Source organism: Ramlibacter sp. MAHUQ-53 (assembly GCF_052600055.1).
In genome coordinates, this window is record NZ_JBQWTS010000001.1 from 546,011 (window position 1) to 567,878 (window position 21,868).

At 73.6% G+C, this 21,868-nt stretch carries 20 protein-coding genes; 6 read left to right on the forward strand and 14 right to left on the reverse strand.

Annotated elements, in window-relative coordinates; translation table 11 throughout:
* Positions 1-21: 21 nt before the first annotated feature.
* The 7 genes from ACT80S_RS02465 to ACT80S_RS02495 form a co-directional block, all read right to left on the reverse strand.
* On the reverse strand, positions 22-1,209 hold the full coding sequence (locus ACT80S_RS02465; protein ID WP_377412159.1) for an acetyl-CoA C-acyltransferase: 1,188 nt from the start codon (positions 1,207-1,209) through the stop codon (positions 22-24).
* A complete protein-coding gene (locus tag ACT80S_RS02470) occupies positions 1,188-2,600 on the reverse strand; it encodes an AMP-binding protein (protein WP_377412163.1) in 1,413 nt (470 codons plus the stop codon). Before ACT80S_RS02470 ends, ACT80S_RS02465 begins: the two co-directional genes overlap by 22 nt.
* Positions 2,601-2,606: 6 nt before the next feature.
* Entirely contained in the window at positions 2,607-3,179 is a 573-nt protein-coding gene (locus ACT80S_RS02475; protein WP_377412166.1) for a biotin transporter BioY, read from the reverse strand.
* 43 nt (positions 3,180-3,222) lie between these two features.
* Positions 3,223-3,816 (reverse strand): CbiQ family ECF transporter T component, encoded by a 594-nt coding sequence (locus tag ACT80S_RS02480; RefSeq protein WP_377412168.1) that lies wholly within the window; start codon positions 3,814-3,816, stop codon positions 3,223-3,225.
* A 6-nt stretch (positions 3,817-3,822) separates the two neighbouring features.
* Positions 3,823-4,569, reverse strand: a complete 747-nt coding sequence (locus ACT80S_RS02485) for an energy-coupling factor ABC transporter ATP-binding protein (RefSeq protein WP_377412170.1) — start codon at positions 4,567-4,569, stop codon at positions 3,823-3,825.
* 258 nt (positions 4,570-4,827) lie between these two features.
* A complete protein-coding gene (locus ACT80S_RS02490; protein WP_377412173.1) occupies positions 4,828-5,670 on the reverse strand; it encodes an FAS1-like dehydratase domain-containing protein in 843 nt (280 codons plus the stop codon).
* A gap of 39 nt (positions 5,671-5,709) precedes the next feature.
* Positions 5,710-6,717: a tripartite tricarboxylate transporter substrate-binding protein gene (locus ACT80S_RS02495; protein WP_377412176.1), complete on the reverse strand. Its 1,008-nt coding sequence runs from the start codon at positions 6,715-6,717 to the stop codon at positions 5,710-5,712.
* Positions 6,718-6,915: 198 nt separating this feature from the next.
* Between ACT80S_RS02495 and ACT80S_RS02500 the strand changes: the two genes are divergently transcribed.
* The 3 genes from ACT80S_RS02500 to ACT80S_RS02510 are packed head-to-tail and all read left to right on the forward strand — an operon-like array spanning position 6,916 to position 9,637.
* Positions 6,916-7,311 carry a VOC family protein gene (locus tag ACT80S_RS02500; RefSeq protein ID WP_377412179.1) on the forward strand — a complete coding sequence of 132 codons (396 nt, stop codon included), beginning with the start codon at positions 6,916-6,918 and terminating at the stop codon, positions 7,309-7,311.
* Between the two features lie 29 nt (positions 7,312-7,340).
* Positions 7,341-8,303, forward strand: a complete 963-nt coding sequence (locus ACT80S_RS02505) for a D-2-hydroxyacid dehydrogenase (protein ID WP_377412181.1) — start codon at positions 7,341-7,343, stop codon at positions 8,301-8,303.
* Positions 8,300-9,637 carry a glycerate kinase type-2 family protein gene (locus tag ACT80S_RS02510; RefSeq protein WP_377412184.1) on the forward strand — a complete coding sequence of 446 codons (1,338 nt, stop codon included), beginning with the start codon at positions 8,300-8,302 and terminating at the stop codon, positions 9,635-9,637. Before ACT80S_RS02505 ends, ACT80S_RS02510 begins: the two co-directional genes overlap by 4 nt.
* A gap of 72 nt (positions 9,638-9,709) precedes the next feature.
* On the opposite strand, the gene ACT80S_RS02515 is transcribed toward ACT80S_RS02510, so the two are convergent.
* The 5 genes from ACT80S_RS02515 to ACT80S_RS02535 form a co-directional block, all read right to left on the reverse strand.
* A complete protein-coding gene (locus tag ACT80S_RS02515) occupies positions 9,710-10,660 on the reverse strand; it encodes a LysR substrate-binding domain-containing protein (RefSeq protein WP_377412187.1) in 951 nt (316 codons plus the stop codon).
* Positions 10,661-10,725: 65 nt separating this feature from the next.
* Complete coding sequence (locus ACT80S_RS02520; RefSeq protein ID WP_377412190.1) at positions 10,726-11,691, reverse strand: Bug family tripartite tricarboxylate transporter substrate binding protein; 966 nt, start codon at positions 11,689-11,691, stop codon at positions 10,726-10,728.
* A gap of 58 nt (positions 11,692-11,749) precedes the next feature.
* Positions 11,750-12,646, reverse strand: a complete 897-nt coding sequence (locus tag ACT80S_RS02525) for an HpcH/HpaI aldolase/citrate lyase family protein (RefSeq protein ID WP_377412192.1) — start codon at positions 12,644-12,646, stop codon at positions 11,750-11,752.
* A complete protein-coding gene (locus ACT80S_RS02530) occupies positions 12,643-13,830 on the reverse strand; it encodes a CaiB/BaiF CoA transferase family protein (protein WP_377412195.1) in 1,188 nt (395 codons plus the stop codon). The genes ACT80S_RS02525 and ACT80S_RS02530 overlap by 4 nt, the downstream gene beginning before the upstream one ends.
* Before the next feature lie 193 nt (positions 13,831-14,023).
* Entirely contained in the window at positions 14,024-15,475 is a 1,452-nt protein-coding gene (locus ACT80S_RS02535) for a diguanylate cyclase domain-containing protein (RefSeq protein ID WP_377412198.1), read from the reverse strand.
* Positions 15,476-15,814: 339 nt separating this feature from the next.
* Here ACT80S_RS02535 and ACT80S_RS02540 point away from each other — a divergent pair, with 339 nt between their 5' ends.
* From ACT80S_RS02540 to ACT80S_RS02550, 3 genes are read left to right on the forward strand one after another with little or no spacing between them, the layout of a single operon-like run.
* A complete protein-coding gene (locus tag ACT80S_RS02540; RefSeq protein WP_377412201.1) occupies positions 15,815-16,351 on the forward strand; it encodes a heme NO-binding domain-containing protein in 537 nt (178 codons plus the stop codon).
* Positions 16,348-18,534: a putative bifunctional diguanylate cyclase/phosphodiesterase gene (locus tag ACT80S_RS02545; RefSeq protein ID WP_377412204.1), complete on the forward strand. Its 2,187-nt coding sequence runs from the start codon at positions 16,348-16,350 to the stop codon at positions 18,532-18,534. Before ACT80S_RS02540 ends, ACT80S_RS02545 begins: the two co-directional genes overlap by 4 nt.
* 48 nt (positions 18,535-18,582) lie before the next feature.
* Positions 18,583-19,890: a flavin-dependent oxidoreductase gene (locus tag ACT80S_RS02550; RefSeq protein ID WP_377412206.1), complete on the forward strand. Its 1,308-nt coding sequence runs from the start codon at positions 18,583-18,585 to the stop codon at positions 19,888-19,890.
* A 79-nt stretch (positions 19,891-19,969) separates the two neighbouring features.
* On the opposite strand, the gene ACT80S_RS02555 is transcribed toward ACT80S_RS02550, so the two are convergent.
* Both ACT80S_RS02555 and ACT80S_RS02560 read right to left on the reverse strand, forming a co-directional pair.
* The gene (locus tag ACT80S_RS02555) at positions 19,970-20,788 is read right to left on the reverse strand and encodes an aldolase/citrate lyase family protein (protein WP_377412208.1); all 819 of its coding nucleotides are present in this window, start codon (positions 20,786-20,788) and stop codon (positions 19,970-19,972) included.
* Positions 20,789-20,790: 2 nt separating this feature from the next.
* Positions 20,791-21,774, reverse strand: coding sequence for a Bug family tripartite tricarboxylate transporter substrate binding protein (locus ACT80S_RS02560; RefSeq protein WP_377412210.1), 984 nt, complete (start codon positions 21,772-21,774; stop codon positions 20,791-20,793).
* Between the last annotated feature and the right edge of the window lie 94 nt (positions 21,775-21,868).

Consider the following 21,868-nt stretch of genomic DNA (forward strand, 5'->3'; position numbering starts at 1 on the left):
CGGCCCGCGCCGCCGCCGGCGTCAGAGCCGCTCGACGACCGCCGCCGCGCCCAGCCCGCCGGCCCCCGCCACCGCCGCCAGCCCGCGCGCGCCGCGCACCGCGTCGCGCTCCAGGTCCGACAGCAGACGCACCAGCGCGATCGCCCCCGACGCCCCGATCGGGTGGCCGCGCGCCAGCCCGCCGCCGCGCCGATTGAGCGCACCCGGCTCCAGGCCCAGCGCCTGCGCGAAGTCCAGCCCCTGCGCCGCGAAGGCGTCGTGCAGCTCGACCACCGCCATCGCCTGCGCATCGGCCTCGCCGCTGCGCCGCAGGGCCTCCTGCGCGGCGCGGGCCGCACCGAGCAGCGGCGTCTCGGGCGCCACGCCCACGCTGGCCCCGGCGACCCAGCGCGCGCGAGGCAGCAGGCCCAGGCGCTCGCAGGCCTGCGCCGAGGCGAGCAGCACGAAGGCCGCGCCATCCGCCTTGGCGGACACGTGCAGCGTGCTCATCGCGCAGTCGCCGGGGCCGCCCGCGGCACCGGCGTCGCCAGCCTCCCGGGCCGCGCCTTTCAGGACGGCGGGCATGCGCGCCGCCCTGCGCGCGTCGATGCGGCGCGGGTAGGCGTCGCGTGCCTGCCCCTGCACCGGCACGATTTCGCCGGCGAGGTCGGCCTCGGCCGCCACCGCGCGCTCGTGGCCGAGGCAGGCGTGGGCATCCTGCTGCGCCCGCGTCCAGCCGCGCGCCGCGGCATGGCGCTGGGCGGACTCCAGCATGTCCGGGTCGCGCGCCGGGTCGGGCGCGAAGGCGGGCCGCTCGTAGGGCACCGCCGCCTCGCCGGCCTGCAGCGGACGGTGCGCCCGCACCGGCGCGCGGCTCCAGGCCTCCACGCCGCCGGCCAGCACCACCTGCGCCTCGCCGCTGGCCACCAGGGCCGCGCCCAGGGCCACCGCGTCCAGGCCGGCGCAGCACTGCGTGTCCACCGTCAGCGCGGGGCAGGCGTCGGGCAGGCCGGCCGCCAGGGCCAGCATGCGGGCCGGGTTGCCGCCCGCGCCCAGGGCATTGCCCGCCACCACCGCGTCGACAGCGCCGGGCGGCACGCCGGCGCGCCGCAGCACCTCGCGCACCACCGGCGCGGCGATCTCGTGCGCCGCGAGCCCGCCGAAGCCGCCGCCATGCGGCAGCACCGCGCTGCGGGCCCAGGCCGCGATCAGGACAGCGGGCGAAGGCATGGCGTGCCCTCCTGCATCGCCAGCATCGCGGCGATGCGCGCGTGGTCGGTCTTGCCGCTGGTGGTCAGGGGCCAGTCCTCGCAGGCCAGGAAGCGGCGCGGCGCCTTGTACGGCTCGAGGCGCTCGCGGCAGGCCGCGGCGAGGTCCTGCGCGGTGGCGGGCGCCACGCCGGGCGCGGGGCGCACCACCGCCACCACCTGCTGGCCGCGCACCGGGTCCGGCACGCCGTGCACCGAGGCCGCGGCCACGCCGGCACAGGCGCCCAGCACCGCCTCGACCTCCTCGGGAAACAGGTTCTTGCCCTGGGTCACGACCATGCGGTTGCGTCGGCCGGCCAGGCACAGCCGGCCGGCGTCGTCGATCCAGCCCATATCGCCCACCGAGAGCCAGGCGCCGTCACGCACCGCCGCCGTCGGGTCGGCCTGGCCGCCCACGTAGTCCGTGAACAGCATCGGGCTGCGCACGAAGATCGCGCCGCTGCCGTCGGCCTGGCGCTCGCGGATCTCGAGGTCCACGCCCGCGAAGGGGCGGCCCACCGCCTGCGCGGGGGCGTTCTCGTCGGCGTCCATCCAGGCGATGAAGCTGGTCTCGGAGGCGCCATAGAACTCCACGATCCGCGCCCGCGGGAACAGCGCCCGCAGTTGCGGGGTGCGCTCGCGCATCCAGCGCGCACCACTGATCAGGATGAGGCGCACACCCTCCACCGGCGCGAGCGCGCGGCGCGCGGCCAGCTCCAGCATCATCGCCAGCTGGCTCGGCACGGCCACCAGGCAGGGCGTGCGGCCCTCGCGCAGGGTCTCCAGCGCGCGCGCCGCGGAGAAGCGCTCCTGCACCACCGCGCCGCCGCCGCTCCACACCCCCAGCAACATCGCGAAGAGGAACAGCGAATGCGAGATGCGCCCGGGCGCCAGCACGCAGGCCGCGGCGTCGGGCCCGAAGGTGTCCACGCACAGGCGGAAGCTCTCGGCCCAGGAGCGGTGGTCGCGGCGGAAGCCCTTGGGCAGGCCGGTGCTGCCCGAGGTGAAGCCGATGTAGAAGGGGTCGCCCGGCGACGGCGGGGCCGCGTCGGCGGGCGCGCTGGGCAGCGCCGCGTGCACGCGCTCGCGCACCGGGGCGCTCCAGTCCGGGTCGCCGACCGCGGCGCAGCGGCCGCTGGCGATGATGGCCAGGAACTGCACCACCTGGTCCAGCGTGGGACGCTGGCCGTCGACGAGGACGGTGCGCGGCGCGCGCGCCGCCGCGAGCGCCTGCGCGCCGCGCTGCACCGCCTCGTGCAGCTGCCGGAAATCCAGGGCCTGGCGGCCGTCCGCGAGGGCCGGCGCGTCACCGCGGACGGCGGCCCAGTGCGCCAGGGGCGCATGGACCAGGTCGGCCGGCGCGGCGGGGGTCACGGCCTCTCAGTGCGCGGCGCGGCCGCCGAAGCGCCAGTCCGGCAGGCCGCGGGCCACGGTGTGGACCACCAGGGCGCAGACCGCGCACTTGACCAGGTCGCCGGGCACGAAGGCCAGGGTGGCGGTGGCGGCCTGCAGCCAGGTCATCTGGGTCATGAAGACCAGGCCGGCCACGCCGCTGGCATGCACCACCAGCAGGCCGCCGACGAGGCTGGCGACGAAGGCGCTGGCCGCCGCACGGCGCGGCGTGGCCGCCGGCAGCGAGGCCATCACCAGGCCAGCCACCAGGGCGCCGACGGGCCAGGCCACCAGGTAGCCCACCGAGGGGCTGGCGAACACGCCCAGGCCGCCGCGGCCACCGGACAGCAGCGGCAGGCCCAGGGCCACCGCGCCGAGGAACAAGAGCAGCGCCTGCAGGCCGCGGCGCGGGCCGAGCATGCAGCCGGCGAGCATCACGCCCAGGGTCTGCAGGGTGATGGGCACGCCGAACGGCAGGTCGATCTTGGGGATGAGGCCCAGCACCGCGACCAGCGCGGCGAACAGGGAGACGAGGGCCAGGGAATGGCGGGAGGTGTTCATGGAATCGCTTTCGAATGGGGAGCCGGGGCTGGCGGCGGGGCCGTCACTTGCCGAGGCGGACCTGGAGTGTATCGGCCACGCGCCGGGCGGCCGTCAGCATGTGGATCACCAGGGGGCCGAGGATGCGCACGCCCCCGGGGCGGCCGGTACGCAGGCGGTGCGCCTCGTCCAGCCGGGACCAGACCACGAAGAACTGCTCGGTCCACCGCAGCATCAGCGCGAACTGCAAGGCGATGTCGCCGGTGCGCACGCCCACCCGCCGCAGCGGCGACAGCAGGCACTCGAGCACATGCAGCGACTCGTCGTAGCGCGTGGTGAGGGTGTAGGCCGCGCCGAGCAGCGCCGCCCCGAGCAGGCGCAGGGCGCTGGCCACGCCCAGCACCCATTGGCCCATGAGGGCCTGGAAGGCGATGACCAGCAGGCCGGCGACGAGCACCGCGACGACCAGCCTGCGCGCGCGCAGGCCGGCCGCGCCGAGCGAGGCGAATACCGCCACGCAGGCCGCGGTGACGGCCAGCAGCGGGCCGAGGCGGCCGGTCATGAACAGGCCGGTGCCGACGCCGGCGATCACCGCCAGCTTCACCCCGGCCGGCACGCGGTGCAGCCAGGTGCGCTGGTCGCTGTAGAGGCTGACCACGGCTTCTCAGTCCGACGCCGTGGCGGCGGACAGGTCGAAGGACAGCACGTGCTCGCGCGCGCGCCGGGCGATGTCGGCCTCGTAGTCGGCGCAGACCTGCGCGCCCGGGCCGTCGCCGCGCACGCGGCCGCGGTCCAGCCAGATCACGCGCTCGAAGCGGCGCACGTGGTCCAGCAGGTGGGTGGAGACCAGCACCTGCTGCGGCGCCCGGGCGATCTCCTCGCGCAGCAGGGCCTGGCCGGGCAGGTCGAGGCTGGCATAGGGCTCGTCGAGCAGCAGCACGCGGGGCGCGGCGATCAGCAGCGCGAGCCAGCACACATGCTGGCGCTGGCCCTGGCTCAGGCTGGAGATCGCGCGCCCGGCCCAGTGGCCGAGGCCGCGGCCGGCGAGCCATTCGCGCGCACGGGCCTGCGCCTCGCGCCGCGCCAGGCCCTGCGCGGTCAGGCCCAGGGCGAGCTCCTCGTCCACCGTGGGGAAGATGATCTGCTCGTCGGGGCTCTGGAACATCATGCCGATGCGGCGGCCCGCGCCGGCGCCCTCGCCCGGCGCCTCGCCGTCCACCAGCACCCGGCCGGCGCGCGGGCGCTCCAGGCCGCAGGCCAGGCGGAACAGGCTGCTCTTGCCCGCGCCGTTGTCGCCGATGAGGCCGATGCGGGGCTCGCGCAGGTGCAGGCTCAGGCCCTCGAATACGGGGCTGGCGCCGCGCACGAGGGTGATGTCCTGCAGGCTGATTCCGGTGGCGTCGGGTGGCATGGCGGGGAGCGCTGGCCGCGAGGCCAGGGCGTGCATGAAAACCTTCGATTATCCGGGGCCGCAGGCGGCGCACTTCGCCAGGCGCCTGGTCCACGGCGCCAGGGCCGCCGGCGCGAGGCCCCCGAGCAGGTCCACGTCGACCACCTGGAGGCCGTCCGCCATGGCGACGTGGCAGCCAACGGTGAAGGCGACCTCCAGCTCAACGAGCGGGACCCGCGCCGCAAACCGAGCGCGGGCTGAGGCCGGCGCAGCTCCCCGTCAAGCCAGCGTGGCGGTCGCCTGCATGGCCAGCGCGCCGGCCGGCGAGCGCGCCCACAGCGTGGCCACGCGCCCTTCCAGCCGTCCGCACACCTCGAAGGGCGCGATGTCGAACAGCGGGCTCACCGCACGGAACTCGTAGGCCGCGATGCGCGCGCCCGGGTGCGCCTGGCGCAGGTTGTCCAGCAGCAGCGTGGCGATCAGCGGGCCGTGCACGATCAGGCCCGGGTAGCCCTCCACCTGCGTGACGTAGGGCTGGTCGTAGTGGATGCGGTGGCCGTTGAAGGTCAGCGCGGAGTACCGGAACAGGAGCACCGGGTCCGGCACGATGGTGCGGGCGAACTGTTCGTCGGTGGGCGCGGCCTTCGCCGCCGCAGGGGCCTGGCCGGGCGCCGGCGCCTCGCGGTACACGATGTCGTGGAACTCGGAGATGCACAGTCCCTGCGCGTCGCTCACCTCGTGGGCCACCTTGACGAACACCAGCGGGCCGGTGCTGCCGGCCTTCTGGCTCACGTCGGCGATGCGCGAGACGCGGCGGATCTGCGCGCCCACGTGCAGGTCGCGGTGGAAGGTGAACTGGCTGCCCGCCCACATGCGGCGGGGCAGGTCCACAGGCGGCAGGAAGTCGCCGCGGCGCGCGTGGCCGTCGGGGCCGATGGCCGACTGCCGCTCGCCGGGCAGGAAGTACATCCAGTGGCCCAGCGGCGGCACCACGCCGCCGGGGGCGAAGGCCTCCAGGTCGCGGTCCAGGGTGGCGGCCAGCAGGCGCATGGGGGCGGGGCTGGCCACATCGTCCAGCGTCATGCTGCGGCCAATCCACTGCGTCAGGTCGGGGGTCGTCATCGGGGGTCCTTTCAGGGGGCGCGCGCGCCCCCTGAAGTATCAGTCGGCGTAGACACCGGCGGCGCGGATCACCGGCCCCCAGCGGTCGGTCTCGGCCACCAGCCAGGTGCGCAGGCCTTCCGGCGTCTGCTTGGCCTCGGGCACCACCTCCGCGCCCAGGTCCTTCATGCGGGCCTGGAACTGCGGGTCCTTGAGCGCGGCGCGCACGGCGCCATTGAGCCTGGCGATCACCGGCTGCGGCGTTCCCTTGGGCGCATAGACGCCGTGCCACACCACCACCTGGAAGCCCTTGAGGCCCTGCTCGTCGAGCGTGGGCGCATCGGGCATCGAGCCCAGGCGGGCCGTCGAGGTGAGGCCGAAGTTGCGCACGGTGCCGGCCTTGATCTGCGGCGTGGTGCTGGTGGTCTGGTCGCACAGCAGGTCGACCTGGCCGGCGAGCAGCGCATTCATGGCCGGCGCGGTGCCCTGGTAAGGCACCGTCTGCAGGTCCAGGCCGATGGCCTGCCGGAACATCAGGCTGCACAGGTGCGACACCGCGCCGAGGCCGGCGTGCGCCATGTTGATCTTGGACGCGTTGGCGCGCAGGTAGGGCACCAGCTCGCGCAGGTTGCTCGCGGGCAGGTCCTTGCGACCCAGCAGGGTCATGGGCACATCGATCGCCTGGCTGATGTACTCGAAGTCGTTCAGCGGCGTCGCCTGCAGCTTGCGGTACAGGGCCGGCGCGGTGGCCATGCCGTTGTGGTGGATCAGGATGGTGTAGCCGTCGGGCGCGCTGCGCGCCACGTGCGCCGCCGCCACGGTGCCGCCGGCGCCCAGCTTGTTCTCCACCACCACGGACTGGCCGAGGTGGTTGCCCATGAGGGTGGCCATCGTGCGGGCCACCACGTCGGTGGGACCGCCGGCGGCGAAGGGCACCACCAGCGTCACGGGCTTGCGGGGGAAGGTGTCAGCCTGGGCCTGGGCCTGGGGCTGGGTCGGGGCCTGGGCCAGCGCAGCGCCAGAGGCGAGCGCGAGCGCCAGGCCCAACAGGGTCTTGCGGCGAATCATGGGTGTGTCTCCTCGGTTCTTGTGGGAAGGCCTGTCGGCCCGCGGGCGCTTCATGCGGCGCCCTGACTGGCAGCCCCGATCATAGGAATCGATCGATAACCCTTCTAGATAGAATTTGGGCGTCATTTCACGGGCGCCGCGCGATCTTTCCGCCGCATGCCGGCCCCACCCCGCGGCAGCATCCCCGAAGGCCGGCGAATGATCGACCACCTGGACCACCTGGTCCTCACCACCGCGCGGCCCGAGGCCTGCGTCGACTTCTACACCCGCGTGCTCGGCATGCAGCTGGAGACCTTCATCGGCGGCACGCCGCCCGTGGCGCGCCAGGCCTTGCGCTTCGGCCAGCAGAAGATCAACCTGCACGTGCAGGGCCGCGAGTTCGAGCCCAAGGCCCACCTGCCGGTGCCCGGCGCGCTGGACCTGTGCTTCATCGCCTCGATCCCGCTGCAGCAGGTGATCGAGCGGCTCGGGGCCTGCGGCTGGCCCGTGATCGAGGGCCCGGTCGTGCGCACCGGGGCCACCGGGAAAATCCGCTCCGTCTACGTGCGCGATCCGGACTACAACCTCATCGAGATTTCCGAACCGGTCGCCTGACCGGCCCCAGCCCTCCCCCACCCTCCGCCATGAAGATCGTCTTCCTGGACCGCGACACCCTGTCGCCCCAGACCACGCTGCGCCGCCCCCGTTTCGAGCACGACCTCACCCTGTACGACCGCACCGCGCCCGCCGAGGTCGCGGCGCGCATCGCCGAGGCCGACATCGTGATCCTGAACAAGGTGCGGCTCACCGCCGACCACCTCGCCGCCGCGCCGCGCCTCAAGCTGGTGGCCGTGGCCGCCACCGGCACCGACAACGTGGACCTCGCCGCCTGCCGCGCCCGCGGCGTCGTGGTGAGCAACATCCGCAACTACGCGGTGCACACGGTGCCCGAGCACACCTTCGCGCTGATCTTCGCCCTGCGCCGCAGCGTCTGCGCCTACCGCGACGCGGTGCGCGCCGGCCGCTGGCAGCAGGCCGGCCAGTTCTGCTTCTTCGACCACCCGATCCGCGACCTCGCCAACTCCACGCTCGGCGTGATCGGCGACGGCGTGCTGGGCCAGGCCGTCGCCGCCATGGGCCGCGCCCTGGGCATGCGCGTGCTCATGTCAGGCCACAAGGGCCGCACCGGCCAGGGCCGCCTCTACACCCCCTTCGAGCAGGTGCTGGCGCAGTCCGACGTGATCACCCTGCACTGCCCGCTCACGCCCGCCACCCGCCACATGATCGGCGCGCCCGAGTTCGCCGCCATGGCCCGCCGCCCGCTGCTGGTGAACACCGCGCGCGGCGGCCTGGTCGACGAGGCCGCGGTGGGCCCGGCGCTGCAGGCCGGCCACATCGGCGGCGCGGCGTTCGACGTCACCTCCACCGAGCCGCCGCCGGCCGACCACCCGTTCATGGCCCTGCTGGATCGCCCCGACTTCATCCTCACCCCGCACGTCGCCTGGGCCAGCGACGAGGCCGTGCAGTCCCTGGCCGACCAGCTGGTGGACAACATCGAGGCCTTCGTCGCCGGCACGCCGGTGAACGTGGTGGAGCCCAAGGCGTGACGGCCGTCCTCCAGGACCCGGGCAGCCTGAAGGACCTGAACGACCCGCGCGCGCTGCTTCGGCACCTCTACGAGGTCGCCGTGCGCAGCGCCCAGCCCCTGCACGGCCTCGGCCCGCACCTGCCTGCGGTGCCGCGCGGGCGCACCGTCGTCATCGGCGCGGGCAAGGCCGGCGCCGCCATGGCCCAGGCCGTGGAGGCGCTGTGGCCCGCCGACGCGCCGCTGTCGGGGCTGGTCATCACCCGCTACCACCACACCCCGCCGCGCCCCGCGGGCCTGGCGCAACGCATCGCCGTGCGCGAGGCCTCGCACCCGGTGCCCGACGCCGCCGGCCTCGCCGCCACGCGCGAGATGGTCGCGTTGTTGCAAGACCTGACCCCGGACGACCTCGTCCTGTGCCTGATCTCCGGCGGCGGGTCGGCGCTGCTGGTGCAGCCGGCCCAGGGCCTCACGCTGGAGGACAAGCAGCGCATCAACCGCGAGCTGCTGCTCTCGGGCGCGCACATCGGCGAGATGAACTGCGTGCGCAAGCACCTCTCGCAGATCAAGGGCGGGCGCCTGGCCGCCGCCTGCGCGCCCGCGCAGCTGGTGACGCTGGCGATCAGCGACGTGCCGGGCGACGACCCGGCGGTGATCGCCTCCGGCCCCACCGTGCCCGACCCGACCACCTGCGCCGACGCGCTGGAGATCCTGGACCGCTACCGCATCACGGTGCCCGCCGAGGTGCGCGCGCGCCTGGAGCGCGGCGAGCTGGAGACGCCCAAGCCCGGCGACGCCGCCTTCGCCCGCAGCCGCTTCACCCTGGTGGCCACGCCCTGGCAGTCGCTGCAGGACGCGGCGCAGGCCGCGCGCGCCCTGGGCCTGCCGGCCCACGTGCTGGGCGACGACCTGGAAGGCGAGTCGCGCGAGGTGGGCAAGGTCCATGCGGCGCTGGCACGCAGCGTCGCCCGCCGCGGCCAGCCCTTCACCCGGCCCTGCGTGATCCTTTCCGGCGGCGAGACCACGGTGACGGTACGCCCGGTGCCCGAGGGCCAGCCGCGCGGGCGCGGCGGGCGCGCCGGCGAGTTCTGCCTGGGCCTGGCCCAGGCCCTGCAGGGCGAGCCGGGCGTGTGGGCCCTGGCGGCCGACACCGACGGCATCGACGGCGTGGAGGACAACGCCGGCGCCTGGGTCACGCCCGATACGCTGGCGCGCGCCGCCGCCGCCGGCCGGTCCGCCCTGCAGCACCTGGAGCGCAACGACGCCTACGGCTTCTTCGCGCCCCTGGGCGACCTGCTGGTCACCGGGCCCACGAACACCAACGTGAACGACTTCCGCGCGCTCCTGGTGCTCTGAGACGCCGCGAACGGGCCCGCCCCAGGCCCGCCAGGCCCGCCTTTCCCGCGCCCGGGGCGCGGGCCGGCAGGCTCAGCCCGCCACCAGGCTCGCCGGCCAGGCCTTGGAGCGCACCAGCGCGCGCAGTTCCTCGCACACCAGCTCCCGCACCGCGGCCGCCGCCGGCGTGAGCGGGCGCGTGAGCGAGCTGGCGCAGACGATGGTGCGCACGATGTGCGGCGCGCGCAGCGTGGCGCTGGCCAGCCGGCCGGCGGCCACCTCCTCGGCCACCGCCCCGGGCGAGAGCACGGTGCAGGCCATGCCGGCCTCGACGGCCTTCTTGATCGCCGGCAGCGAGTCGATCTCGCCCACCACGTCGAGCGCGACATCGTGCTGCTGGCAGGCCTCGTCGACGATCCGCCGCAGGCCATGGTCGCGCCCGGGCAGCAGCAGCGGGTAATGCGCGAGCCGCGCCAGCGGCAGGCTCGCGGGCAGGTGCTGCCCGGCCGCCGCAGGGAGGCCGGCGCCACCGCAGGGGCCGATCAGCGAGAGCTTCTCCCGCAGCAGCGGCGTCTGCAGCAGCCAGGCCTCCGCAGGCCCCTCGAACAGCACGCACAGGTCCAGCCGGCCGTCACGCAGCCATTCGCGCAGGTAGCCGCTGTGGCTCTCGACGAGGCGGGGCCGCACGCGCGGGAAGCGCTCGCGCAGCCGCAGCAGCAGGGGCAGCGTGGCCACCAGGGCCACGGTGGTGGGCAGGCCGATGCTGACCTCGCCCGCGAAGTCCTGCTCGCCGGCCTGCACCGAGATGCGCGCGCGCTCCACATCGGCCAGCACCACGCGGGCATGCTCGAGGAAGCGGCGGCCGCTGGCGGTGAGCGCCATGCCGCGGCTGGAGCGCTCGAACAGCGTCGCGCCGAGCTCGGCCTCCAGGGCCGCCATGTGCTGGCTCAGCGCGGGCTGGGCCACGTGCAGGGTGCGCGAGGCCTTGAGCAGGCTGCCGGCGTCGCTGACGCCGACGAAGTAACGGAGTTGTCGCAGGTCCATGGGCAAGCGCGGTCGGGGCCGCAGCTTAGCCGACGGCCTGCCGGCGCTCCGGGGCGCCGCCTCGATCAGTCGACGCTGGCGCCCGACGCGAGCACGATCGGCTTCCACGCCGCGAGGTCGTTGCGCAGCATGGTGGCCAGCGTGTCCGGCCCGCCGGTGAGCTTCTCCACGCCGAGGGTGGCGAACTTCTCGATCACGTCCGGCGCGGAGACCGCGGCCTCCACCTCCTGGGCCAGCTTGCGCACGATCGCGTCCGGCGTGCCGGCAGCGACGAACAGGCCCACCCACAGCTCCCCCGAGAACCCGGGCAGCGTCTCGGCGATCGCCGGGATCTCCGGCGCATAGGGCGAGCGGCGCGGCGAGCTCACGCCCAGGGCGCGCAGCTTGCCCGCCTTGATGTGCTGGATGCACGAGGGCAGGCTGGCGAAAGCCATGGGGATCTGGCCGGCGAGCACGTCGTTCAGCGCGGGGGCCACGCCCTTGTACGGCACATGGCCCAGGGTCAGGCCGGCGGCCTGGTTCAACATGGCGCCGAGCAGGTGGTTCAGCGAGCCGTTGCCGGCCGAGGCGTACTGGTACGGCGGCTTCTGCGCCTTCGCGGCCTCGACGAACTCGCGCATGGTGCGCGCCGGGAACGAGGGGTGGACCACCAGCACGTTGGGCACCACGCCCACCGGCGCCACCGGGGTGAAGTCCTTCACCGGGTCGAAGCCGGTGCGCTTGTACAGCCAGGGGTTGATGGCCTGGGCGCTGCTGATCGTGAGCAGCAGCGTGTGGCCGTCCTTGGGCTGCTGCGCGGCGTGCACCGTGCCGATGTTGCCGCCGGCACCGGGGCGGTTGTCCACCACCACGGACTGGCCCAGCTTCTCGCCCAGCTTCTGGGCCAGGATGCGGCCGACCGCGTCGTTGGTGCCGCCGGGGGCCTGGGGCACCACCATCTGGAGGGTGCGGCTCGGCCAGGCCTGGGCGAAGGCGGAGCCGGCCAGGCCGGCGGCGGTGGTGGCGATGCAGAAGTCGCGGCGGGAAATCATGGGAGTCTCCTGTGTGTCTCGGTGTTTGTCTTGGAAGGGGACGGGCCGTGGCCGGCAATCAGCGGGACGCGAGCCCGGCCTCGCGCAGCAGGCCCAGGGCCCGCAGGTACACGGGCTTGTCGATCATGCGGCCCTCGAACTTGATGGCGCCCTGCCCCTGCGCGTAGCCGTCCTCGAAGGCGGCCACCAACGCGCGGGCGTCGGCGACCTGGGCGTCGGTGGGCGTGTAGCAGGCATTGACCGCCTCCAGGAACTTGGGGTGGACCACCACCGCGCCGCGGAAGCCCAGCGAGCGGGCCTGCTCCAGCACGCGCGTGAAGGCCTCGACCTCGCCGAGGTCGGCGATGGAGGCGATGAAGCCGATCGGCTGGATGCCCGCCGCGCGCGCCGCGTGCAGCAGCATCAGGCTGGGGCCGTACAGGGCCTCGGGCGTGGGGTGGCCGCCGCAGTCCAGCGAGAAGTCCTCGCTGCCGAGCATCATCCCCAGGGTGCGCGGGTCGGCCGCGGCGATCTCGTGCAGGCGCGGCAGGGCCACGCAGCTCTCGACCTGCAGCACGAAGCGCACGCCGCCGGGCGGCATGCCGGCAGCGGCCTCCAGCGCGCCCACCAGGCCGGACAGCAGCTGCACGTCGCGCGGGTGTTCCACCTTGGGCAGCAGCACCACGTCCAGCCCCGGCCGCACCGCGGCGCGCAGGTCGGTGACGGCGGTGTCCAGGTCGCCGTTGATGCGCACGGCCGCGGCCTGGCCCGCGGCCTTCACGGCGGCGATGCTGGCGGCCAGGCGGTCGCGCGCCAGGGCCTTGCGCGCCGGGTGCGTGCCGTCCTCCAGGTCGAGGATCACCACGTCGGCCGGCTTGCCGGTGGCGCTGGCGAGCAGGCGCTCGTTGTCGGCGGGGACGAAGAGGAAGGAGCGGTACAGGCCGCGGGCCGTGGCCTGGGTCGCGGCCCGGGTCATTGCGCGCCCTCCCTGGCGGCCGGGCGCAGCCAGCGTTCGTTGTCCTGCCCGATCGCGGGCGCGGCGCGGCGGATCGGGGGGCGCTGGCCGTTGATCTTGTAGGGCGCGGCATGGATCGCGAGCGCCTGGCCGTCGGGCGCCTGCGTGGGCACCAGCAGTTCGCGGTCGCGGATGTAGGGGTGGTCCATCAGGTCGGCGATGTCGCAGACCGGGCCGGCGGTGATGTCGCGCTCGGCGAAGAAGTCGAGCGCCTCCTCCAGCGTGAGGGTGGCCAGGTGGTCCTGGATCAGGCCGTCCAGCGCGTCGATGTTGGCCAGGCGCGCCTCGTGCGTGGCAAAGCGCGGGTCGCTCAGGCCCTGGGGGTAGCCGATGCCCTCGAACAGGCGCGCCAGCGTGCCCTCCATGCCGGCCGAGAGCGCGACCCAGCGGTCGTCACGGGTGCGGTAGGCGTTGCGCGGGGCGTGGGTGGGCGAACGGCTGCCGGAGCGCGGCACGACCTGGCCCGTGAGCTGGTACTCGGCGGCCTGCGGGCCGAGCACCGAGAACAGCGGCTCGAACAGCGACAGGTCGATCTCCTGCACCTGGGGCGCGGCGCTGGACTTCTGGCGGTGGAAGGCGGCCAGGGCCAGGGTGGCGCCGTAGAGGCCGGCCACCGAGTCGGCCATGGCGAAGGGCGGCAGCACGGGCGGTCGGTCGGCGAAGCCGTTCATGGCGGCGAAGCCGCTCATGGCCTCGATCAGCGAGCCGAAGCCGCCCTTGCCGGCGAACAGGCCGGTCTGGCCCCAGCCCGAGATGCGGGCCACGACCAGGCGCGGGTTGAGGGACTGCAGCGTGTCCTTGCCCAGGCCCATGCGCTCCAGGGTGCCGGGACGGAAGTTCTCGACGAGGATGTCGGCGCGGGCGATGAGGTCGCGCAGGTGGGCCATGCCGGCGTCGGTGCGCAGGTCCAGCTCCACGCTCTGCTTGTTGCGGGCATAGGCCAGCCAGTAGGTGCTGACGCCCTTGCGGCGCCAGCCGCGCAGCTCGTCGCCCTTGCCGGGAGGCTCGACCTTGACGACATCGGCGCCCAGGTCGGCCAGCACGTGGGTCATCAGGTTGCCCGACACCAGCCGCGAGAGGTCGATGACGGTGACCCCGGCCAGGGGCAGTTCGGCAGGGGGAAGGGATGCGGATTCTTGGGTCATGGGGCTCCTCGGAGCCCGCATCCTAGGCACACGCAAGATATCGGGGAAATAGAGTCTTCACCTACCGGGTAGACGGATTCCGTCTACCCCGGCGACCCCAGCTCCCCCGCCAGCCGGTCCAGGTTCTGCTCGTTCGCCGGCTCGACGATGTGGGCCACGGCCGGCGGAAGCGCCGGCCCGGGCGCAGGAAGGGTCAGGCGACCTTGGCCTTGCGCCGGTACATGTCCTGGTCGGCGTGCATCAGCAGGGCATCGGCGCTGTCGCCGTCGTCCGGGTAGACCGCCAGGCCGATGCTGGCGCCGACCTGCATCTCGATGCCGCCGATCGAGATGGGCGCGGTGAGCGTGCGGGCGATGCGCGCGCGCAGCTGGACCAGCGCATCGTCCTCCGGCAGCGGGTCGAGGACCACCACGAACTCGTCGCCGCCGATGCGCGCCGCCATGTCGCCGCCGCGCACGCAGGCGCGGATGCGGCCGCCCACCACCCGCAGCACCTGGTCGCCGGCCGCATGGCCGAAGCGGTCGTTCACCGGCTTGAAGCCATTCAGGTCCATGTACAGCAGGCCCACCCGCTCGCCATTGCGCGCCGCATGCGCGACGGCCTCGTTCAGGTGGTTCATCAGCGCATGGCGGCTTTGCAGCCCGGTCATCGAATCGGTCATGGCCACCTGCTCCAGTTCTTCGCGTTGACGGGCCTGCGCGCTGACCCGCCGCGCCAGCAGGGCCATGCCGATGCCCGTCACCCACATCAGGCCCAGGCCGACGACGGTCTTGAGCTGGTCCTCGGCGATGGCCCACTCCACCGGCTGGTAGACCGTGCGCGAGCTCAGGCCCAGGACGACGTACACCGGGTAGGGGTCCAGCCGCTGCCAGTGGCTGATGCGCTCGACGTCGTCGATCAGGGAACGGGCGATGAAGCGGCCGGCCGGTGCCGCGCCCGGCGCCAGGAACGGGCGCGTGGGGTCAGCGCTCTTGCCCAGGGCCGATTCCATCTCGCGGTTGCGGGCCATGAACTCGCCGGTCTGGCGGATCACCGTGAGGCTGTCGTCGGAACCCAGCGTCACGGCGGCCAGCGCCTCCTGCAGGTAGCCGGGCGACATCGACATCACCAGCACCCCGGCGAACTGCCCGTCCCGCGTGATGGGCCGGCTGAACTGGATGGACCACTGCCGGGAGACGCGCCCCAGCAGCGGCTTGCTGATGAAGAGGCGGTCACCGCCGCCCTCGCGGTGGACGGTGAAATGCTCGCGGTCGCCGAGGAAGACCTTCCCGGACATGCCGAGGTTGGAGTAGGCGAGGTAGCCGTCGGCGCCGATGACGGCGATCTGCAGCACCGCGCCGGCGGGCAGCCGCTCGATGGCCGTGCGCACCAGCGGCTCGAACCCGGCGCCACGCCCTTGCGCATAAGCCGCGGCGAGGTCGCGCGCGGTGATGTCGACGGTGCGGAACAGGAGGGAGACGGCCGAGGTCGCCGCGCTGGTGACCTGGGCCGCGCGCAGCTGGGCCTGGGCCTCGGTTTCCGCGCGCAGGCGGGCGGAGGAATTGGCGTGCTGCCACACCAGCGCCCCCGAGACGAGCAGCAGCAACGCGACGACCGCCGTCCCGAAGGTGCGGGATTCGCTCCAGTGCTTTTTCTGTTGGGGCACCACAGGGGCGCCCTGCGGGGGCTGGGGGGACATGGGCGACCGCGCGGCGCGGGCGAAACGTCAATGACGCAAATAGTAGTCCAAAAACGGATTCATTTGCATACAAACATAACAATCGAAGTACAAAAAACGCTCGATTCGAACGGTAAGTGTTGCATCCGGGACACAACGAAGTCTCCGGCATTCACCGTCGCCGATTCGCAACTTTCGAAATAGATTATTTGTCCCGTATTTCCAGCGAAAACGGGGTTTTCTCGCATCAAATAATTTCTAATATGGCGAGAATGGGTGGTTCCGTCCGCGCGGCCGATGCCGGCCCGTGGCGTCGCAGGAGATCGAATGCTGGGACTGGTATTTACCGAACTCATTGAAATGGTCGAGGACCGGTTTTCGCCGGAGGTCGCGGATCGCATGCTCGAGGCCGTGGAGGACCAGGGCGGCGGCGTCTACACCGCGGTCGGCTCCTACCCCCACGAGCAGGTCGGCGCCATGGTGGCGCGCCTGGCCGAAATCACCGGCGTGCCCGCCGACGACCTGGTGCGCGCCTTCGGCCGGCACCTGCTCACGCGCTTCGCCTCCTCCCACCCGGCGCCCTTCGTGCGCCACCCCGACGTCTTCGACTTCCTGGCCTCGATCGACACCGACATCCACGTCCAGGTGCGCAAGCTGTACGCCGCGGCTACGCCGCCGCGCTTCCAGGTCCTCGAGCGTGACGAGCGCACGCTGCGCCTGCAGTACCTCTCGCCGCGGCGCATGGAATCGCTGGCCCTGGGGCTGATGGAGCAGCTCGGCGAGCACCTCGGCCAGCCGTTGCACATCGAGGTCGAGCCGGGCGACGGGCCCACCGTCTTCAGGATCCACAAGGTGGCTGCGTGAGCGTTCGCGAGCCGCCGCAGGAAGCCGCGCCCGGGCTCCTGCAGGAACTGCACGAGAAACTGCAGGCGCAGGCCCTGCAGTTCAAGCGCCTGGAGCGCCGCAGCGAGCGCGAGCGCCTGGCGCGCAAGGAGGCCGAGCGCCTGCTGGACTTCAAGAGCGCCGAGCTGTTCGAGGCCCTGCAGCAGACCCGCGAGAGCGAGCGTCACCTGCAGCTGGCCCTGTGGGCCAGCGGCGAGGGCATCTGGTCCTGGCAGGCCGAGGGCGACCTGATGGAGGTGCGCCACCTGGTCATGGCCGACCAGCCCGTCGAGCCGCTGCAGGACACCGCCACCCGCCTGCGCCACATCGTCCACCGCGAGGACATGCTCGGGTTCTCGCTGGCCTGGAGCCTGGTGACCACCGGCTCGCGCGCCGACATCGACGCCGCCTGCCGCGTGCGCTGGCGGGGCGAGTGGCGCTGGGTGCGCCTGCGCGGTCGCGGCGTGGAGCACGGCGCGCAGGGCCAGGCCCGCCGCATCGTCGGCACCATCAAGGACATCACCCGCCAGCGTGAGGCCGACCGCTCCCTGCGCCTCATGGCCCACGCCTTCGCCAACACGCATGACGCGATGGCGGTGGTCGACGGGCGCTGGCGCGTCGTCGAGGGCAACGTGGCCCTGGCGCGCCTGCTCGCGATGCCTCCCGCGGAACTCCCCGGCCTCGCGCTGCTGGACCACCTGAACCTGCCCGTCTACAAGCTCACGAAGGACGAGGCCTGGCGCGGCGAGCTGCTCCTGAGCGGCCGCGGCCAGCCGGTCGAGGTCGACGTGGTCGTGACCGCGGTCGACCCGATCGAGGGCGAGAGCCAGTACACCGTGGTCGCCCTGCAGGACGCGCGCGAGCGCAAGCGTGCGCAGGAGGAGCTGCGCCGCCAGGCGCTGTCCGACGCGCTGACCGGCCTTCCCAACCGGACAGCCATCCTCAAGCACCTCGAGGAGGTGCTCCAGCGCGGCGAGCCGGCCGGGCTGCTGTTCATCGACCTGGACGGCTTCAAGCAGGTGAACGACGCCGCCGGCCACGCGGCGGGCGACGACCTGCTGCGCGAGCTCGCCATGCGCCTGGGCTTCGCGGTGCCCCCGCCCGCCTTCGTCGGCCGCTGGGGCGGCGACGAGTTCGTGGTCGTGGCGCCCGGCCAGGCCGAGGAGCACCAGGTCCGCGCGCTGGGCCACGCCATCCTGGAGCGCTGCCGCCAGACCGTGCCCACGCTGGACCGGCAGGTCGCGGTGGGCGCCAGCCTGGGCGCGGTGCTGGCCCCGCGCGACGGCCTGGACGCGGCCACGCTCATCCGCCGCGCCGATGCCGCCATGTACCGCGCCAAGGAGAGCGGGCGCAACCAGCTCGCCTTCTTCGAGCCGGCCCTGGAAACCGCGGTGCGCCGGCGCGCCGGGCTGATCACGCAGCTGCGCCTGGACGCGGAGCAGGACGGCTTCGACTTCCATGTGCAATCGATTGTCGACCGCACCGGCACCGTGGTGGCCGGCGAGATGCTGATGCGGTGGAGCACGGCGGCCTTCGGCGCCGTCTCCCCGGCCGAGTTCATTCCCCTGGCCGAGGAGGCCGGTCTGATGCCGCGCATGGGGCTGCACGCGCTGCGCTGCGCGACGCAGGCCGCCCTGCAGCTCGACGGCCTGGGCAGCCCGGCGCAGCTGGCGGTGAACCTGTCCGCCCGGCAGTTGCAGGACAGCGGCCTGGCCGACCGGCTGCTGGCCATGTGCGCGCAGCGCGGCGTGCCGCCCCGGCGGCTGGTGCTGGAGCTGACCGAATCCACCTACCTCGGCGACATGGCGGTGGCGGTGCCGCAGCTGCATGCCCTGCGCGAGGCCGGCTTCGGTCTGGCGCTCGACGACTTCGGCACCGGCTACTCCTCGCTGAGCCAGCTGTGCGACCTGCCCTTCTCCAAGGTGAAACTGGACCGCACCTTCGTGCGGGAGCTGGGGAGCAGCCCGCGCGCCAGCGCCATGCTCGAGGGCGTGGTCCAGATCTGCCGCGGCCTGGGCGTGACCACGGTGGCCGAGGGCGTGGAGACGCAGGACCAGTACCAGCGCCTGATCGACCTGGGCGTGGACCTGTTCCAGGGCTACCACCTCGGGCGCCCGCAGCCGCTGGAGCAGTGGCTGCAGGCGGTAGGCGCGGCGGTGCGCTGAGGCGCCGCGGCCGCCGGGTCGCCCGCGGGCATGCCGGACAATGCCGGCATGAACGACAACCACGAGAACGAAACCCTGCAGGCCCCCGTGCTGATCGCCGGCGGCGGCATCGGCGGCCTGAGCCTGGCCCTCACGCTGCACCAGCTCGGCGTGCCCTGCCTGGTGTTCGAGGCGGTGGCCGACCTGCAGCCCCTGGGCGTGGGCATCAACCTGCAGCCCAACGCGGTGCGCGAGCTGTTCGACCTGGGCTTCACCGAGCAGGCGCTGGACGCGGTGGGCATCCAGGCCCGCGAGTGGGCCCTGGTGGGCCGCAACGGCAAGGACATCTACGCCGAGCCGCGCGGCCGGCTGGCGGGCTACCACTGGCCGCAGTACTCGGTGCACCGCGGGCAGCTGCAGATGATGCTGTACCGCGCCGCGCTGGAGCGCCTGGGCGCGGGCTCGCTGCGCCTGGGGCACCGGGTCACCGGGTACCGCAACGAGGCCGACGGCGTGGTCGCACGTATCGAGACCCGGGACGGCCGCCTGCTGGAAGCGCGCGGCGCGCTGCTGGTGGCGGCCGACGGCCTGCACTCCGCGGTGCGCGCGCAGATGCACCCGCAGCAGCCCCCGATCCACTGGGGCGGCGCGATCATGTGGCGCGGCACCACGCCGGGCGTGCCGATCCGCTCCGGCGCCTCCTTCGTGGGCCTGGGCAGCCTGAAGCACCGGGTGGTCTTCTACCCCATCTCGCAGCCCGATGCGGCCACCGGCCTGGCCACCATCAACTGGATCGCCGAGATCACGGTGGACAACCGCGAGGGCTGGACTCAGGGCGACTGGAACCGGCGCGTCGACGTGGCCGACTTCATCCACCACTTCGAGGGCTGGGACTTCGGCTGGCTGGACGTGCCCGCGATGCTGCGCGGCGCCACCGAGGTCTTCGAGTACCCCATGATCGACCGCGACCCGGTGCCCACCTGGGTCGACGGCCGCGTCGCCCTGCTGGGGGACGCCGCCCACGTGATGTACCCGGTGGGCTCCAACGGCGCGAGCCAGGCCATCGTCGACGCCCGCGTGCTCGGCGCGGCGCTGGTGCAGCACGGCGTGCGGCCAGAGGCCCTGAAGGCCTACGACGAGCGCCTGTGCGCCGACATCTCGGCCCTGGTGCTGCGCAATCGCGGCGCCGGCCCCTTCGGCCTGCTGGGGCTGGTGGACGAGCGCTGCGGCGGCGTGTTCGACGACATCGACGCGGTGATCCCCGCCGCCGAGCGCGAGGCCTTCATGGCCCGCTACAAGGCCGCCGCGGGCTTCGCCATCGAGACGCTGAACGCGGCCCCGCCCACCCTCGCGCCGGGGGCGCGGGTGGCGGGCTGAGGCGCGCGGCCCCGGCTGCGGCGAGGGCGCGCAACGCGGGCCGGCGCAACGCGGGCCGGCAATGCGGCCCCGCGCGGCCTCAGTAGTGGCCGGCGATGCGCCCCGCCGGCGCGTCCTTGCGGAAGCGGGCGGCGGCGGCGTCCAGGCCGTTGCGCAGGACCAGCATGTCCAGGGCCACGGCGACGAACTGCGCGCCCAGGTCCAGGCACTCGCGGGCGCGGGCCTCGTCCACCATCAGGATGCCGGGGGCCTTGCCGCAGGCGCGGATGCGGCGGATCGCGTCGTTGATCGCGGCGTCCACCTCCGGGTGGCGCAGGTTGCCCGGGTGGCCCAGGCTGGCGGAGAGGTCGGCCGGGCCGATGAAGATGCCGTCGACCCCGTCGACCGCGGCGATGGCCTCGATCTGCCCCAGCGCCTCGCGCGTCTCCACCTGCACCAGCAGGCACAGCTCCTCGTGGGCACGGGCGACGTAGTCGGTGGTGCGGCCGAAGTTGGAGGCGCGCACCGAGCCGCCCATGCCGCGGATGCCCTGGGGCGCGTAGCGGATGGCGCGCACCGCGGCGCGGGCTTCGTCGGCGTTCTGCACGAAGGGCAGCAGCAGGCTCTGCGCGCCGATGTCGAGGTAGCGCTTGATCATGACCAGGTCGTTCCAGGCGGGCCGCACCACGGCCGACACCGGGCGCGCACCCGGGGCCGGCGTGGCGGCGGCGGCGGCCTGCAGCTGGCCCAGCATCTGCGGCACGTCGGAGGGCGTGTGCTCGGTGTCCAGCAGGATCCAGTCGAAGCCGGCGCCGGCGGCCAGCTCGGTGACATAGGGCGACGGCAGGGTCGACCAGACGCCGATCTGGGGCTGGCCCGCCTGCAGGGCGCGCTTGAACTCGTTGGGTCGCAGGGACATGCTCACTCCACGCGGATGTTGCCGGTCTTGACCACCTTGGCCCACTTGTCGACTTCTCCGCTGATGTAGTCCGCATTGTCCTGCGGCGTACCGGGGCTGGGCGTCATGCCCAGGCTGGCCAGGCGCTCCTTCACCTGGGGGGACTGGATCGCGTTGTTCAGGGCGCGGTTCAGGCGCTGCACCAGGTCCGCCGGCATCTTCGGCGGGCCGGAGATGCCCACGTACGACTCGGCCACCACGCCGGGCAGGCCGGCCTCGGCCAGGGTGGGCACGTCGGGCAGCGAGGCCAGGCGCGTGTGGCCGGTGACGGCGAGCGCGCGCAGGCGGCCGGCCTTGACCTGGGGCACGGCCGATGCGCTGTTCACGAACAGGAACTGCACCTGCCCGCCCAGCATGTCGGCGACGGCGGGCGCGTCGCCCTTGTAGGGGACGGCGGTGACCTCCACGCCGGCCACCTGCTTGAGGAGTTCCATCGACATATGGCCCGAGGCGCCCAGGCCGGTGATGGCGAAGGTGGCCTCGCGCGGCTTCGCCTTGGCGAAGGCCACCAGGTCCTGGACCGACTGGCCCTTGAACGCGGACGAGGCCAGGAGCACGTTCGAGGTCTTGGCGACCAGGCCGATGTGGGTGAAGTCCTTGCGGGCGTCGTACTTGACGTTGGGGTTCACCAGCTGGTTGATGCCGTGGGTGCCGGGGCCGGTGGCCACCAGGGTGTAGCCGTCGGGCGCGGCCTTGGCCACCTGGTCGGAGGCGAGCGATCCGTTCACGCCGGGCTTGTTCTCGATCACGATCGGCTGGCCCAGCTCGCGCGACATGGGCTCGGCCACCGCGCGGGCCACCACGTCGGTCTGCCCGCCCGCGGGGAAGGGCACGACCAGGGTGATGGGCCGGGCGGGCCAGCGGTCCTGGGCGAAGGTAGGCAGGGGGACGGCGGCGGCGGTGGCGAGGCCGAGCGCGAGTGCGGCCCGGCGCGTGGTGTGCTTCATGGTGGCTCGTGAGTGGATGGACTCACGATCATTGACGAGCGCTCCGGGCGGTCCACCTCGTGGATACCCTCGCCCTCCCGGGCCCCCGCCCCGG

Coding starts and splice junctions, on each gene's coding strand:
- ACT80S_RS02560 (WP_377412210.1), bottom strand. CDS start 21,774: ATGAAGCACACCACGCGCCGGGCCGCACTCGCGCTCGGCCTCGCCACC.
- ACT80S_RS02550 (WP_377412206.1), top strand. CDS start 18,583: ATGAACGACAACCACGAGAACGAAACCCTGCAGGCCCCCGTGCTGATC.
- ACT80S_RS02515 (WP_377412187.1), bottom strand. CDS start 10,660: ATGGACCTGCGACAACTCCGTTACTTCGTCGGCGTCAGCGACGCCGGC.
- ACT80S_RS02520 (WP_377412190.1), bottom strand. CDS start 11,691: ATGATTTCCCGCCGCGACTTCTGCATCGCCACCACCGCCGCCGGCCTG.
- ACT80S_RS02500 (WP_377412179.1), top strand. CDS start 6,916: ATGATCGACCACCTGGACCACCTGGTCCTCACCACCGCGCGGCCCGAG.
- ACT80S_RS02525 (WP_377412192.1), bottom strand. CDS start 12,646: ATGACCCGGGCCGCGACCCAGGCCACGGCCCGCGGCCTGTACCGCTCC.
- ACT80S_RS02555 (WP_377412208.1), bottom strand. CDS start 20,788: ATGTCCCTGCGACCCAACGAGTTCAAGCGCGCCCTGCAGGCGGGCCAG.
- ACT80S_RS02530 (WP_377412195.1), bottom strand. CDS start 13,830: ATGACCCAAGAATCCGCATCCCTTCCCCCTGCCGAACTGCCCCTGGCC.
- ACT80S_RS02540 (WP_377412201.1), top strand. CDS start 15,815: ATGCTGGGACTGGTATTTACCGAACTCATTGAAATGGTCGAGGACCGG.
- ACT80S_RS02495 (WP_377412176.1), bottom strand. CDS start 6,717: ATGATTCGCCGCAAGACCCTGTTGGGCCTGGCGCTCGCGCTCGCCTCT.
- ACT80S_RS02465 (WP_377412159.1), bottom strand. CDS start 1,209: ATGCCTTCGCCCGCTGTCCTGATCGCGGCCTGGGCCCGCAGCGCGGTG.
- ACT80S_RS02505 (WP_377412181.1), top strand. CDS start 7,341: ATGAAGATCGTCTTCCTGGACCGCGACACCCTGTCGCCCCAGACCACG.
- ACT80S_RS02485 (WP_377412170.1), bottom strand. CDS start 4,569: ATGCCACCCGACGCCACCGGAATCAGCCTGCAGGACATCACCCTCGTG.
- ACT80S_RS02490 (WP_377412173.1), bottom strand. CDS start 5,670: ATGACGACCCCCGACCTGACGCAGTGGATTGGCCGCAGCATGACGCTG.
- ACT80S_RS02475 (WP_377412166.1), bottom strand. CDS start 3,179: ATGAACACCTCCCGCCATTCCCTGGCCCTCGTCTCCCTGTTCGCCGCG.